10 protein-coding genes are annotated in these 13,421 nt (G+C 71.0%); 3 read left to right on the top strand and 7 right to left on the bottom strand.

Going from position 1 to position 13,421, the window contains the following annotated elements:
• Nucleotides 1-119 precede the first annotated feature (119 nt).
• The 7 genes from gyrA to dnaA all read right to left on the bottom strand — a co-directional run bounded on the left by gyrA (nt 120) and on the right by dnaA (nt 12,094).
• Nucleotides 120-2,723, bottom strand: a complete 2,604-nt coding sequence (gyrA, locus tag KSE_RS19370; RefSeq protein ID WP_014137026.1) for a DNA gyrase subunit A — start codon at nt 2,721-2,723, stop codon at nt 120-122.
• Nucleotides 2,724-2,761: 38 nt separating this feature from the next.
• Nucleotides 2,762-4,777, bottom strand: a complete 2,016-nt coding sequence (gene gyrB / locus KSE_RS19365) for a DNA topoisomerase (ATP-hydrolyzing) subunit B (RefSeq protein ID WP_033257672.1) — start codon at nt 4,775-4,777, stop codon at nt 2,762-2,764.
• Between the two features lie 250 nt (nt 4,778-5,027).
• On the bottom strand, nt 5,028-5,540 hold the full coding sequence (locus tag KSE_RS19360) for a DUF721 domain-containing protein (RefSeq protein ID WP_014137024.1): 513 nt from the start codon (nt 5,538-5,540) through the stop codon (nt 5,028-5,030).
• 49 nt (nt 5,541-5,589) lie between these two features.
• A complete protein-coding gene (gene recF / locus KSE_RS19355; RefSeq protein WP_014137023.1) occupies nt 5,590-6,753 on the bottom strand; it encodes a DNA replication/repair protein RecF in 1,164 nt (387 codons plus the stop codon).
• 36 nt (nt 6,754-6,789) lie between these two features.
• Nucleotides 6,790-7,665, bottom strand: coding sequence for a phosphogluconate dehydrogenase (NAD(+)-dependent, decarboxylating) (gnd, locus tag KSE_RS19350; RefSeq protein ID WP_014137022.1), 876 nt, complete (start codon nt 7,663-7,665; stop codon nt 6,790-6,792).
• A gap of 143 nt (nt 7,666-7,808) precedes the next feature.
• On the bottom strand, nt 7,809-8,939 hold the full coding sequence (gene dnaN, locus KSE_RS19345) for a DNA polymerase III subunit beta (protein WP_014137021.1): 1,131 nt from the start codon (nt 8,937-8,939) through the stop codon (nt 7,809-7,811).
• Between the two features lie 1,265 nt (nt 8,940-10,204).
• Complete coding sequence (gene dnaA, locus KSE_RS19340) at nt 10,205-12,094, bottom strand: chromosomal replication initiator protein DnaA (protein ID WP_014137020.1); 1,890 nt, start codon at nt 12,092-12,094, stop codon at nt 10,205-10,207.
• 430 nt (nt 12,095-12,524) lie between these two features.
• Between dnaA and rpmH the strand changes: the two genes are divergently transcribed.
• From rpmH to yidD, 3 genes are read left to right on the top strand one after another with little or no spacing between them, the layout of a single operon-like run.
• The gene (gene rpmH, locus KSE_RS19335; RefSeq protein WP_014137019.1) at nt 12,525-12,662 is read left to right on the top strand and encodes a 50S ribosomal protein L34; all 138 of its coding nucleotides are present in this window, start codon (nt 12,525-12,527) and stop codon (nt 12,660-12,662) included.
• A gap of 19 nt (nt 12,663-12,681) precedes the next feature.
• Complete coding sequence (rnpA, locus tag KSE_RS40180; RefSeq protein ID WP_014137018.1) at nt 12,682-13,110, top strand: ribonuclease P protein component; 429 nt, start codon at nt 12,682-12,684, stop codon at nt 13,108-13,110.
• Nucleotides 13,107-13,421 carry a membrane protein insertion efficiency factor YidD gene (gene yidD, locus KSE_RS19330; RefSeq protein ID WP_014137017.1) on the top strand — a complete coding sequence of 105 codons (315 nt, stop codon included), beginning with the start codon at nt 13,107-13,109 and terminating at the stop codon, nt 13,419-13,421. Before rnpA ends, yidD begins: the two co-directional genes overlap by 4 nt.

The following is a 13,421-nucleotide window of genomic DNA, read 5'->3' as shown; positions in this document are numbered from 1 at the left end:
CGATCGCACCGTCCTGGACCGTGTTGTGCTCGTGCGCCGCGGGCCCCGGTGGCCCGCGGTCGGCCCGTGGTGCCCGCCCCGCCGGCGGCGGGGCGGGCACCACGGGGCGCGTCCGTGCGTCAGCCCTGGTCGGGCGTGCCGGTCGCGTCCTGCTCGGTGGCGGCCGCGGCGGACTCCGTCTCGTCGACGGTGTCGTCCGCGCCCTCCTCCTCGTCCGCCTCCGCGTTGCGGGCCATGCCCACCACCGCGTCGCGCTTTCCGAGGTTGATCAGTTGGACGCCCATGGTGTCACGTCCGGTTTCACGCACTTCGGAAACCCTGGTCCGGATCACGCCGCCGGAGAGGGTGATGGCCATGATCTCGTCGCTCTCCTCGACCACCAGCGCGCCGACCAGCGAGCCCCGGCCCTCGACGATCTTCGCCGCCTTGATACCGAAACCACCGCGTCCCTGGACACGGTACTCGTCAACCGAGGTCCGCTTCGCGTACCCGCCGTCGGTGGCGGTGAAGACGTAGGTGCCGGGCCGCACCACGTTCATCGAGAGCAGTTCGTCGTCCTCGCGGAAGGCCATGCCCTTCACTCCGGAGGTGGCCCGGCTCATCGGGCGGAGCGCCTCGTCGGTGGCCTTGAAGCGGATCGACTGGGCCTTCCTGGAGATCAGCAGCAGGTCGTCGTCGGCGGAGACCAGCTCGGCGCCGATCAGCTCGTCGCCTTGGCCCTCCTCGTCCTGGCGGAGGTTGATCGCGATCAGGCCGCCGGAGCGCGGGGAGTCGTAGTCCTTGAGCGGGGTCTTCTTGACCAGGCCGCCGCGGGTGGCGAGGACCAGGTAGGGCTTGTCCTCGTAGGTGCGGACGGCCATCACCTGGGTGATGTGCTCCTCCGGCTGGAAGGCCAGCAGGTTGGCGACGTGCTGGCCGCGGGCGTCGCGGCCGGCGTCGGGGAGCTCGTAGCCCTTGGCGCGGTAGACCCGGCCCTTGTTCGTGAAGAACAGGATCCAGTTGTGGGTGGTGGTCACGAAGAAGTGGTCGACGATGTCGTCCTGCTTCAGCTGCGCGCCGCGCACGCCCTTGCCGCCGCGCTTCTGCGAGCGGTAGAGGTCGGAGCGGGTGCGCTTGACGTAGCCGCCGCGGGTGATGGTGACGACGATGTCCTCCTCGGCGATGAGGTCCTCGATGGAGAGGTCGCCGTCGGAGGGGATCAGGGTGGAGCGCCGCTCGTCGCCGTACTTCTCGACGATCGCGGTGAGCTCCTCGGAGACGATCTCGCGCTGCCGGGCGGGCGAGGCGAGGATCGCGTTGTACTCGTTGATCTTGGCCTGGAGCTCGTCGTGCTCGCTGAGGATGCGGGCGCTCTCCAGCGCGGCCAGCCGGCGCAGCTGCATCTCCAGGATCGCGTTGGCCTGCAGCTCGTCGATGTCGAGCAGCCGCATCAGGCCGGTGCGGGCGGCGTCGGCGCTCTCCGAGGCGCGGATCAGGGCGATCACGGCGTCGATCTGGTCGAGCGCCTTGAGCAGGGCGCGCAGGATGTGCGCGCGCTCCTCGGCCTTGCGCAGCCGGAAGGTGGTCCGGCGGACGATGACCTCGATCTGGTGGGCGACCCAGTGCCGGATGAACGCGTCCAGCGAGAGGGTGCGCGGCACGCCGTCGACCAGGGCCAGCATGTTGGCGCCGAAGTTGGTCTGCAGGTCGGTGTGCTTGTACAGGTTGTTCAGGACGACCTTGGCGACCGCGTCCCGCTTGAGGACGATGACCAGGCGCTGGCCGGTCCGCGAGGAGGACTCGTCGCGGACGTCGGCGATGCCGGCGATCCGGCCGTCCTTGACCAGGTCGGCGATCTTGAGGGCGAGGTTGTCCGGGTTGACCTGGAACGGCAGCTCGGTGATCACCAGGCACTGGCGGCCCTGGATCTCCTCGACCTCGACCACCGCGCGCATGGTGATCGAGCCGCGGCCGGTGCGGTAGGCGTCCTCGATGCCGCGGCGGCCGACGATCAGCGCGCCGGTCGGGAAGTCGGGGCCCTTGATCCGCTCGACCAGGGCCTCCAGCAGCTCCTCGTTGGAGGCACCGGGGTGCTCCAGCGCCCAGAGCGCGCCGGAGGCGACCTCGCGGAGGTTGTGCGGCGGGATGTTGGTCGCCATGCCGACCGCGATGCCGGTGGCGCCGTTGACCAGCAGGTTGGGGATCCGCGAGGGCAGGACGGTCGGCTCCTGCTGCCGGCCGTCGTAGTTGGCGGCGAAGTCGACGGTCTCCTCGTCGATGTCGCGCATCATCTCCATCGCGAGCGGCATCATCTTGCACTCGGTGTAGCGCATCGCCGCGGCCGGGTCGTTGCCCGGGGAGCCGAAGTTGCCGTTGCCGTCGACCAGCGGCATCCGCATCGACCAGGGCTGGGCGAGCCGGACCAGGGTGTCGTAGATCGAGGTGTCGCCGTGCGGGTGGTAGTTGCCCATCACGTCGCCGACCACGCGGGCGCACTTGTAGTAGCCCTTCTCGGGCCGGTAGCCGCCGTCGTACATCGCGTAGAGCACCCGGCGGTGCACCGGCTTGAGGCCGTCGCGGACCTCGGGCAGGGCGCGCGAGACGATCACGCTCATCGCGTAGTCGAGGTAGGAGCGCTGCATCTCGGTCTCGAGCTCGATGAGCTCGACCCGGTTGCCGGCCTGGGCGGGGGTGGTGCTGTCCTCGGGCTGTTCGCCGCCGTCGGGACGGTTGTCGTCGACCACTGGTGGTCAGTTTCCTTTCAACGATCCTTGGCGGGACGTCAGACGTCCAGGAAGCGGACGTCCTTCGCGTTGCGCTGGATGAAGGAGCGGCGGGCCTCGACGTCCTCGCCCATCAGGACGGAGAACAGGTCGTCGGCGCGGGCGGCGTCCTCCAGCGTGACCTGGAGCAGCAGGCGGTGCGCGGCGTCCATCGTGGTGACGCGCAGCTCCTCGGCGTTCATCTCGCCGAGGCCCTTGAAGCGCTGGATCGCGTCGTCCTTGGGGAGCCGGCGGCCGGCCTCGACGCCGGCCGCGATCAGCGCGTCGCGCTCGCGGTCGGAGTAGGCGTACTCGAACTCGTCCCGGCCCCACTTGATCTTGTAGAGCGGGGGCATCGCGAGGTAGACGTACCCGGCCTCGACCAGCGGGCGCATGAAGCGGAACAGCAGGGTCAGCAGCAGGGTGCGGATGTGCTGTCCGTCGACGTCGGCGTCGGCCATCAGCACGATCTTGTGGTACCGCAGCTTCGCGGCGTCGTAGTCCTCCTGGATGCCGCAGCCGAAGGCCGAGATCAGCGCCTGGACCTCGGTGTTCTGCAGCACCTTGTCGATCCGGGCCTTCTCGACGTTCAGGATCTTGCCGCGGATCGGGAGGATCGCCTGGGTGCGCGGGTCGCGGCCCTGCTTGGCGGAGCCGCCGGCCGAGTCGCCCTCGACGATGAAGATCTCGCACTCGGCCGGGTCCTTGGACTGGCAGTCCGAGAGCTTGCCGGGCAGCGAGGCGGACTCCAGCAGGCCCTTGCGCCGGGTCAGGTCGCGGGCCTTGCGGGCGGCGACCCGGGCGCTGGCGGCCTGGATGGACTTGCGGATGATGTCCGCGGCCTCGGCGGGGTTGCGGTCCAGCCAGTCGGCGAGGTGCTCGTTGACCACCTTCTGGACGAAGGTCTTGGCCTCGGTGTTGCCGAGCTTGTCCTTGGTCTGGCCCTCGAACTGCGGCTCGCCGAGCTTGACCGAGATGATCGCGGTCAGGCCCTCGCGGATGTCCTCGCCGGAGAGGTTGTCGTCCTTCTCGCGGAGCAGCTTCTTGTCGCGCGCGTACCGGTTCATCAGACCGGTGAGCGCGGCCCGGAAGCCCTCCTCGTGGGTGCCGCCGCCGTGGGTGTGGATGGTGTTGGCGAACGAGTACACGCCCTCGGTGTAGGACGAGTTCCACTGCATGGCGATCTCGGCCGAGATCGTCTTGTCCTTGTCCTCGGCCTCGAAGTCGATCACCGAGGGGTGGATCACCTCGCCCTTGCGGGAGTTGAGGTGGGCCACGAAGTCCGCGATGCCGCCGTCGTACCGGTAGGTGACCGAGAGCGGCTTGCCCTCGTCGTCCACGTGCTCGGGGCGCTCGTCGGTCAGCGCGATGGTCAGGCCCTTGTTGAGGAAGGCCATCTCCTGGAAGCGCCGGGAGAGCGTCTCGAACGAGTAGACGGTGGTCTCGAAGATGTCCGGGTCGGCCCAGAAGGTGACCGTGGTGCCGGTCTCCCCGGTCTCCTCGTGCCGGGCCAGCGGAGCGGTCGGGGCGCCGGACTTGTACTCCTGCGTCCAGCGCGCGCCGTCGGTGCTGATGTCCACCGCGAGGCGGGTGGAGAGCGCGTTCACCACCGAGATGCCGACGCCGTGCAGACCGCCGGAGACCGCGTAGCCGCCGCCGCCGAACTTGCCGCCCGCGTGCAGCACGGTCAGCACGACCTCGACGGCCGGCCGGTCCTGGCCGGGCATGATGCCGACCGGGATGCCTCGCCCGTTGTCCACCACCCGGACGCCGCCGTCGGCCAGGATCGTGACGCCGATGGTGTCGGCGTGGCCGGCCAGCGCCTCGTCGACCGAGTTGTCGACGATCTCGTAGACGAGGTGGTGCAGGCCGCGCTCACCGGTCGAGCCGATGTACATGCCCGGGCGCTTGCGGACGGCGTCGAGGCCCTCCAGCACCTGGATCGCGCTGGCGTCGTAGGCCTTCTGGTCGGACGGGTCTGGGGTCTGGCTGGGGTTGCCGGAATCGGCCACGAAGCGCCCTCTCTGGCACAGCACGGGCCGCGCCCCCGCCCGGGTGTCCGGGCAGGTGTGCGACCACGGCGGTTCGACTCGATTTGCTGCACACGACGGTGTTTGCTCTCCAGTCTACCGGTACGACCGACAGTGAGGGGCGTTTGGCAGCCTCTGAAGGCAGATGTGCCGCCCTGAATCCCCTCTGGACGTGTCCCGATACTCGACAGGGGGGCTCAGAGCGCCTGGCAGGGCCGCCAGCGATTCCGGAGCCCGCCGGTCCGCTCCGCCCGGCTCAGCCCCAGGTGTCGCCCGGCCCCTTGCTGCCGGGCGCCCGCAGCCGCCCGTAGCCGCGCACCGGCGCGTCCGGCCCCAGCACCTTGATCACCCGGACCGTGCCGTGCCCCAGCTCGTGGTTCAGCCTGGCCACCAACTGGCGTGCCAGCAAACGGAGTTGGGTCGCCCAGGCGGTGGAGTCGCACTGCACGGTGAGCACCGCCTCGGCCTCCGCGTACGACTTGGGCTCGCAGTGCGCCGCGATGTCCGGGCCGACGATCTGCGACCAGCGGCCCATCACCCCGCCGACCGCGGCCGGCGCCTCCCAGCCCCGCTCGGTGATCAGCCGGTTCAGCGCGGCCCCCAGCGGCACCGGGTCCCGGCCGTCCGCCCGGGCGCCGCTGCGCAGCCCGGTCCGCTTGGCCTCCCGCCGCTCGCGCACCTGCTCGCCGCGCTGCCTGGCCTGCTCCTTGGCGGCGCGCAGCGCGACCCGGGCCAGGTCCACGCCCGAAAGCTCCGGTTCCTGCGCCATCACGCTCCATCCCCAGGCTGTGGACGACTGCTCGGACGAGCCGTCCAGGCTACGCGGTTCCCGGGGCCCGCGGGGCACACGGGGTCAGCCGGTCCACCGTGCCGCCCGAGACGCCGTAGCGGGCGCCGTGCAGCGCCTTCGGCACGTCCTCGGCGACCGCGGCGGTGACCAGCACCTGCTCGCCGCCGGCCACCAGCTCGGCCAGCCGGTCCCGGCGGCGGGCGTCCAGCTCGGCGAAGACGTCGTCCAGCACCAGCACCGGCTCCTCGCCCTCCGCGCGCAGCAGCTCGTACGAGGCCAGCCGGAGCGCCAGCGCGTACGACCAGGACTCGCCGTGGCTGGCGTAGCCCTTGGCGGGCAGCGGGCCCAGCCGGAGCAGGAGTTCGTCGCGGTGCGGGCCGACCAGGGTCAGGCCGCGCTCGATCTCCTGCCGGCGGAGCGACTGGAGGGCGTCGAGCAGCTGCCGCTCGGCCTGCTCGCGGCTGGTCGGGAGCTCGCCCTCGAAGGAGGAGCGGTACTCCAGGACGGTGTCGCCGCCGTCGGGGGCGAGCTGCCGGTATGCCTCGGCGACCAGCGGCTGCAGGGCGGCCACCAGCTGGATCCGGAAGGCGGTCAGCTCGGCGCCGGCCCGGGCCAGGTGGCCGTCCCAGACCTCCAGGGTGGCCAGGTCGGCGGACTTGCCGCCGCCGGCCCGGCGGGCCGTCGCGGCGGTCTTCAGCAGGGCGTTGCGCTGCTTGAGCACCCGCTCGTAGTCGGAGCGCACCCCGGCCAGCCGGGGGGTGCGGGCGGTCAGCAGCTCGTCCAGGAAGCGCCGGCGCTCGCCCGGGTCGCCCTTGACCAGGGCGAGGTCCTCGGGGGCGAACAGCACGGTGCGCAGCACGCCCAGCACGTCCCGCGGGCGGACGTTGTCGGAGCGGTTCAGCCGGGCCCGGTTGGCCTTGCCCGCGGTGAGCTCCAGCTCGACCAGGGTGGCGCGGCCGCCCCCGGCGACCACGCTGGCCCGGATCACCGCCCGCTCGGCGCCGAGCCGGATCAGCGGGGCGTCGGTGGCCACCCGGTGGCTGCCCAGGGTGGCGACGTAGCCGACCGCCTCGACCAGGTTGGTCTTGCCCTGGCCGTTGGGGCCGACGAACGCGGTGACGCCCGGGTCGAGCGGAACCTCGACCCGGGCGTAGGAACGGAAGTCGGCGAGCGACAGGTGCGCGACGTGCATGACGGTGACCGCACTCGCCTTCTGGACCGTGGGTGCTTACTTGGACTCGACCGCGTGGCCGCCGAACTGGTTGCGCAGCGCGGCGATCATCTTCATCTGCGGCGAGTCCTCCTGGCGGGAGGCGAAGCGGGCGAACAGCGAGGCGGTGATCGCGGGCAGCGGCACCGCGTGGTCGATGGCGGCCTCGACCGTCCAGCGGCCCTCGCCGGAGTCGGCGGCCCAGCCCTTGAGCTTGGCCAGGTGCTCGTCGTCGTCCAGCGCGCGGACGGCCAGGTCGAGCAGCCAGGAGCGGATCACCGTGCCCTCCTGCCAGCTGCGGAAGACCTCGCGCACGTCGGTCACCTCGGGGGCGGCCTCCAGCAGCTCCCAGCCCTCGGCGAAGGCCTGCATCATCGCGTACTCGATGCCGTTGTGGACCATCTTGGCGAAGTGGCCGGCGCCGACCTTGCCGGCGTGCACCGAGCCGAACTCGCCCTCGGGCTTGAGCGCGTCGAAGACCGGCTGGACCTTCGCGACGTGCTCGGCGGCGCCGCCGTACATCAGCGCGTAGCCGTTCTCCAGGCCCCAGACGCCGCCGGAGACGCCGCAGTCGACGAAGCCGATGCCCTTCTCCGCCAGCTGCTCGGCGTGCTTGACGTCGTCGGTCCAGCGCGAGTTGCCGCCGTCGACCACCACGTCGCCGGGGGAGAGCAGCTCGGCCAGGTGCTCGACGGTCTCCTGGGTCGGGCCGCCGGCCGGGACCATCACCCACACCACGCGGGGGGCCTCCAGCGAGGCGACCAGCTGCTCGACGCTGTCGACGTCGGCGAGGTCCGGGTTGCGGTCGTAGCCGATGACGGTGTGGCCGGCGCGGCGGATGCGCTCGCGCATGTTGCCGCCCATCTTGCCGAGACCGATGAGGCCGAGCTGCATGACAAGTCCTTCACTGTGGTGTCGTGCCTGATGACGGCGCCGTTGCCGCACTCACTGAGCCTACGCCGACGCTGAGGGGGCGCCGGGCAGCCACAGGGGCGCGGAGGCTGCCCGCCCCTCGCGCCCCTGGTGGTGCCGGACGGTCAGCCGGAGAGGCGGACCGGCATGATCAGGTACTGGTAGGCGTCGTCCGGCTCGGCGTCGACCGCGGGCTTGCCGGTCAGCAGGGCCGGCTTGGTCGGGGTGGTGAAGCTCAGCTGCGCGTACGCGGCGTCGATCGCCTTGAGCCCTTCCTCCAGGTAGCCGGGGTTGAAGGCGATCGAGATGTCGTCGCCCTCCAGGTCGGCGTCGACCCGCTCGGTGGCCTGCGCGTCGTCGCCCGAGCCGGCCTCCAGGGTGAGCACGCCCTGCTCGAAGTTCAGCCGGACCGGGGTGTTGCGCTCGGCCACCAGCGAGACGCGCTTGAGCGCCTCCAGGAAGGGCTGGGTCTGCACCGCGGCGACCGCCGAGAACTCGGTCGGGAAGATCGACCGGAACTTGGGGAACTCGCCCTCCAGCAGGCGGGTGGTGGTCCGCCGGCCGGCGCCCTCGAAGCCGATCAGGCCCTCGCCGGCGCCGCCGGCGGAGAGCGCGATGGTGACCTGGTCGCCGCTGCCGAGCGACTTGGCGATGTCCTGCAGGGTCTTGGCGGGGACCAGCGCGACCGCGTTGATGTCGTCCTGCTCGGGCTTCCAGAGCAGCTCGCGGACGGCGAACCGGTACCGGTCGGTGGCGGCCAGGGTGATCCCGCTGCCGTTGATCTCGACCCGGACGCCGGTGAGCACCGGCAGGGTGTCGTCGCGGCCGGCGGCGACCGCGGCCTGGCTGACCGCCGAGGCGAACACGTCGCCCGGGACGGTGCCGGTGGCGGTCGGCATCTGCGGCAGCGCCGGGTACTCGTCGACCGGCAGGGTCGGCAGCGTGAAGCGCGAGCTGCCGCAGACCACGCTGACCCGGGCGCCGTCGGTGGAGATCTCCACCGGGCGGTTCGGCAGGTTGCGCGAGATGTCGTTGAGCAGGCGGCCGGAGACCAGGACGGTGCCGGCCTCCTCGACGTCCGCCTCCAGCTCGACCCGGGCCGACACCTCGTAGTCGAACCCGGAGAGCGCCAGGCTGCCCTCCTGCGCGGTCAGCAGCAGGCCGGCCAGCACCGGCACCGGCGGCCGCGCGGGGAGGCTGCGGGCAGCCCAGGCCACCGCCTCCGCGAGGACATCACGCTCCACCCGGAACTTCACCGGTAACCGCCTCCTGGCTGCTGTCGCCGCACGGCCGGCCGGTACCGCCGGTCCGTGCTGTTGATCGTCTGATCCTCTGCGGCCCCCGGCCGGTCGCTCGGCGGATCAGCTCCGCCCCGTCCTGCTTCCGGTTGCCGAAGGACAGTCTGACGTACTCGGCTGACAGCCGGGGCAGATGGGCTCAAGCGGGCCGAACAAATGTCGGAGCCCGGTTGTCCACAGATTCGGGCCGCACCCACTGTTGATCAAGTTCCGAGCTCTCTATGTGTAGCAGTAGTAGTAGGGCCTGTGGATACCGTGGATAACCCCGTTTTCGCAGGTCAGCGGCCGGATTTTGTCCACAGGTCCTGTGGACGGCGGCTGTGGACAACCGGGGCCACCTGTGGACAGCGGAGAGTAATCCACAGGGCACGCTGAGTATCCACAGGTTATCCACAGCTGTATCCACAGAAATCCCCAGAGTTATCCACCGCCGCCGATCAACATCACGTGACGCCTTTCACACCCAGGGCTGACAAGGCAGTTGATGTTGCCGAACTGTGGACAGAGCTGTGGACAACCTGGGGATAACCCACCCGATCCTGTGGACAGCCGGTGGATAACTCCGTGGAGCGGCTGACGGGCCCTCAGTTCTCCACAGGCTGTGGATAACTGTTGTGCACAAGTCCACAGGGGGTTGACCTGCGCGGAAGAGCGTAGCGGCGATCCACCTGTGGAGGAACCTCTGGATAACTCGCCCCCGCGCACCCTGTGGACGGGGAAAACCCACCCGTTCCTGTGGAAAACAGGGGTGCGCGCCCGAACCGTTCGATTCACTGCGCACCTGTTCGCAGCGTCGGCCGGCCCCGGCGGCGGTCCTTCGGGCGGACTCCTGCCCCGCCGCCGGCCCCTCCACACCCCCGAACAGCGGCCGGCCGGGTCGACCGGCCCGATCCGGCCACCACCCGGATGCCGCGCGGACGCCACCCGGACGGCCCCGTCGGCCGCTGTTCGGATCCGCTCCGCGTTCGAACGACCCGACTTGTCGGGTCCCTACTACAGACCGCCCGCGACGGCCCGCGGAAGGCCCTCGCGTGCACTCGGACGAGTGCACGGCGCCGACGGCCGACCACTCGTCCGGGTAACGCCGCGGGCATGCGGAAGGGGAGCCGGGCCGCCTCGGCCCGACTCCCCTTCTCCTCGACAACTGCCTTTGCCAGCAAGGTTTTTGACGCTTCACCCGACACTCGGTGCAGCCGCCCCCGACCCTCCCGGGGTTTTGTTAGCTAGCTCTTGATGCGGTTGGTCAACTCGGTGACCTGGTTGTAGATGGACCGGCGCTCGGCCATCAGCGAGCGGATCTTGCGGTCGGCGTGCATGACCGTGGTGTGGTCCCGGCCGCCGAACTGGGCGCCGATCTTCGGCAGCGACAGGTCGGTCAGCTCCCGGCAGAGGTACATCGCGATCTGACGGGCCGTCACCAGCACCCGGCTGCGCGAGGACCCGCACAGGTCCTCGACGCCGAGGCCGAAGTACGCCGCGGTCTGCTGCATGATCACCTGCGCCGTGATCTCCGGCCCGGCGTCCTCGTCGCCGCCCGGGATCAGGTCCTTGAGGACGATGCCGGCCAGCTCCAGGTCGACCGGCGCCCGGTTCAGGTTGGCGAACGCGGTGACCCGGATCAGCGCGCCCTCCAGCTCCCGGATGTTCCGGGTGATCCGGGAGGCGATGAACTCCAGCACGTCGGCCGGGGCGTTCAGCTGCTCCTGGATCGCCTTCTTGCGCAGGATCGCGATCCGGGTCTCCAGCTCCGGCGGGGTGACGTCGGTGATCAGCCCCCACTCGAAGCGGTTGCGCAGCCGGTCCTCCAGGGTGATCAGCTGCTTGGGCGGCCGGTCCGAGGAGAGGACGATCTGCTTGTTCGCGTTGTGCAGGGTGTTGAAGGTGTGGAAGAACTCCTCCTGCGTCGACTCCTTGCTGGCCAGGAACTGGATGTCGTCGACCAGCAGGATGTCGATGTCCCGGTAGCGCTTGCGGAACGCGTCCGCCTTGCCGTCCCGGATCGAGTTGATGAACTCGTTGGTGAACTCCTCCGAGCTCACGTACCGGACCCGGGTGCCCGGGAACAGGCTGCGCGAGTAGTGCCCGATGGCGTGCAGCAGGTGGGTCTTGCCGAGCCCGGACTCGCCGTAGACGAAGAGCGGGTTGTACGCCTTGGCCGGCGCCTCGGCCACCGCCACCGCCGCGGCGTGCGCGAAGCGGTTGGAGGCGCCGATCACGAAGGTGTCGAACAGGTACTTCGGGTTCAGCCGGGCGTTCGGCTCGTCCTTGCGCGGGCCGCCGGCCGGGGGGGCGCCGGGCGGCGCCGGGACGCCGGGCTGGCGCTCGACCTGGGCGTGCTGCTGCGCGGCGGGCCGGCCGCCGCGGCGGGTGCCGCCCTGGCGCGGCCGGTCCTCGTCCGGGGAGCCGAGCGCCCCGCCGAACAGGTCGCCCTGCGCGGAGTCCGGGCCGGGCCGGTGCGAGCGCCGCGGCGCCGGGTCGGGCCGCCGCTCGGGCATCGGGGCGGGATCGCCCCAGCCGCCGGCCTCCGCGCCGGGCTGGTGCTCGCGGTACGGGCCCTGGGCGGGCGTCCGGTAGGGCTCGCCCGCCGGGTACGCGGCCGGGTAGGGCGGCCGCTGGTAGTCGTCCCCGCCGCGGCCCGGCCAGCTCCCGGGCGGCGGGCCCTGCTGCGGGTAGCCGGGCCCGGACGGGTACTGCTGCTCGCCCTGGTAGGGCTGCTCGGCCCGGACGGGGTAGGGCTGCTCGGCGCGCGCCGGGTACGCCTGCTCGGGCCGCGGGTGCGGCCACTCCGGGACGGGCTCGTGGTCGAGCTCCTGGTCCTGGTCCTGGTCCGGCTCGGAGACCGGGGCGGCGTTGGCGTCGACCATCACCGCGATCCGGACCTGCCGGCCGAACTCGTGCGAGATGGCCTCGGTCAGCTGCGGCAGCAGCCGGCCCTCCAGCACCTGCTTGGCGAACTCGTTGGGGGCCGCGAGCAGGGCGGTGTCGTGCATCATCCACATCGGCTGGGTCCGGCGGACCCAGTTCTTGTCCTTCTCCACGACGTCGCTGTCGCTCACCAGTCGCTCGACGACCCTCGACCACATCAGGACGAGATCGCTGTTGACATCAGCCACTGGTACACGCTTTCTCGTTCCCCGAGCGGGGCAGCCAGGCAAGGTCACGGGGAGGGGGTTCGGGTGCCGCGGCGGCGGTGCGGCCGCGGCACAGAACAAAAGAGACAAGTCCTGCAACGGTAGTCAGCGCGCAGAGCTGATTCAAGTTTCTGTCCACAGGCTGTGGGCAAGGGCGCGGCAGCCACCTGGTTTGACCCTCGGACCCGCTCCCGCGTACCGTAACCAGGTCGAGTTGTCGATGGCCGCTGCCGCATGTCCGCGGGTCCGCCCGCTTCCATGACGCGCGCAGCACGGGCGCCGTGGTGCTCCTCAACCCAGCAGATCTGGGCCCGGGAGCCGGATTTCCCAAGTGCAAGGGGAGGTCGCGCGGACGCACGGTGACGGCCAAGCGATTCCCCGTCATCCTACGATTCACCCCAGGAGCCCCCGAGTGAGCAAGCGCACCTTCCAGCCGAACAACCGTCGCCGCGCCAAGACCCACGGCTTCCGGCTGCGCATGCGTACCCGCGCCGGCCGCGCCATCCTGGCGAACCGCCGTGCCAAGGGCCGCACCGAACTGTCCGCCTGAACCGCGTAGAGGGTCTGCAGTGCTGCCCACCGAGAATCGGCTGCGGCGGCGCCAGGACTTCGCGGCCGCGGTGAAACGCGGTCGACGCGCCGGCCGGCCCCTGCTGGTGGTCCACCTCCAGAGAGAGGCGGTACCCGAGGCGGGGTCCGACCGGAACAGCGACTCACGCCCGCACGTCGCCGAGGGGCTTCCTCCGGCGCGTGCGGGTTTCGTCGTGAGCAAGGCCGTGGGTCCGGCGGTGGTCCGCAACGCGGTGAAGCGCCGCCTGCGCCACCTGGTCGGCGAACGCCTGTCCCGGTTGCCCGCAGGTAGCCTGATAGTGGTACGGGCGCTGCCCGCCGCGGCGACGGCTCCGTACCCGGACCTCGCGCACGACCTGGACGCGGCACTGCGCCGGGTGCTCAGGTCGGAACCGGCCGGTGGTGCCCCGACGGGAACAGGGCGATGAAGTACCTGCTGATGGGCCTGATCAGGCTCTACCAGTGGACCATCAGTCCGCTGCTCGGTCCGGTGTGCCGTTATTACCCCTCGTGCTCCCGCTACGGGTACGAGGCGGTCCGCGTCCACGGCGCGATCAAGGGCGGGTGGCTGACGGTCTGGCGCATCCTGCGCTGCAATCCTTGGTCTCCCGGTGGGGTCGACCATGTTCCGCCGCGAAAGCACCCGGTGTGGCACCGCCGGCTGCGCAATCTGCTGAGCCCCACGAGCGGGACCGCCGAGCCGGAGCCGGTGGCGAAGCCCGATGCCCAAGGAGTCTGA

This window comes from Kitasatospora setae KM-6054 (assembly GCF_000269985.1).
Lineage (GTDB): Bacteria > Actinomycetota > Actinomycetes > Streptomycetales > Streptomycetaceae > Kitasatospora > Kitasatospora setae.
This window is presented reverse-complemented; position numbering and strand designations above follow the sequence as displayed.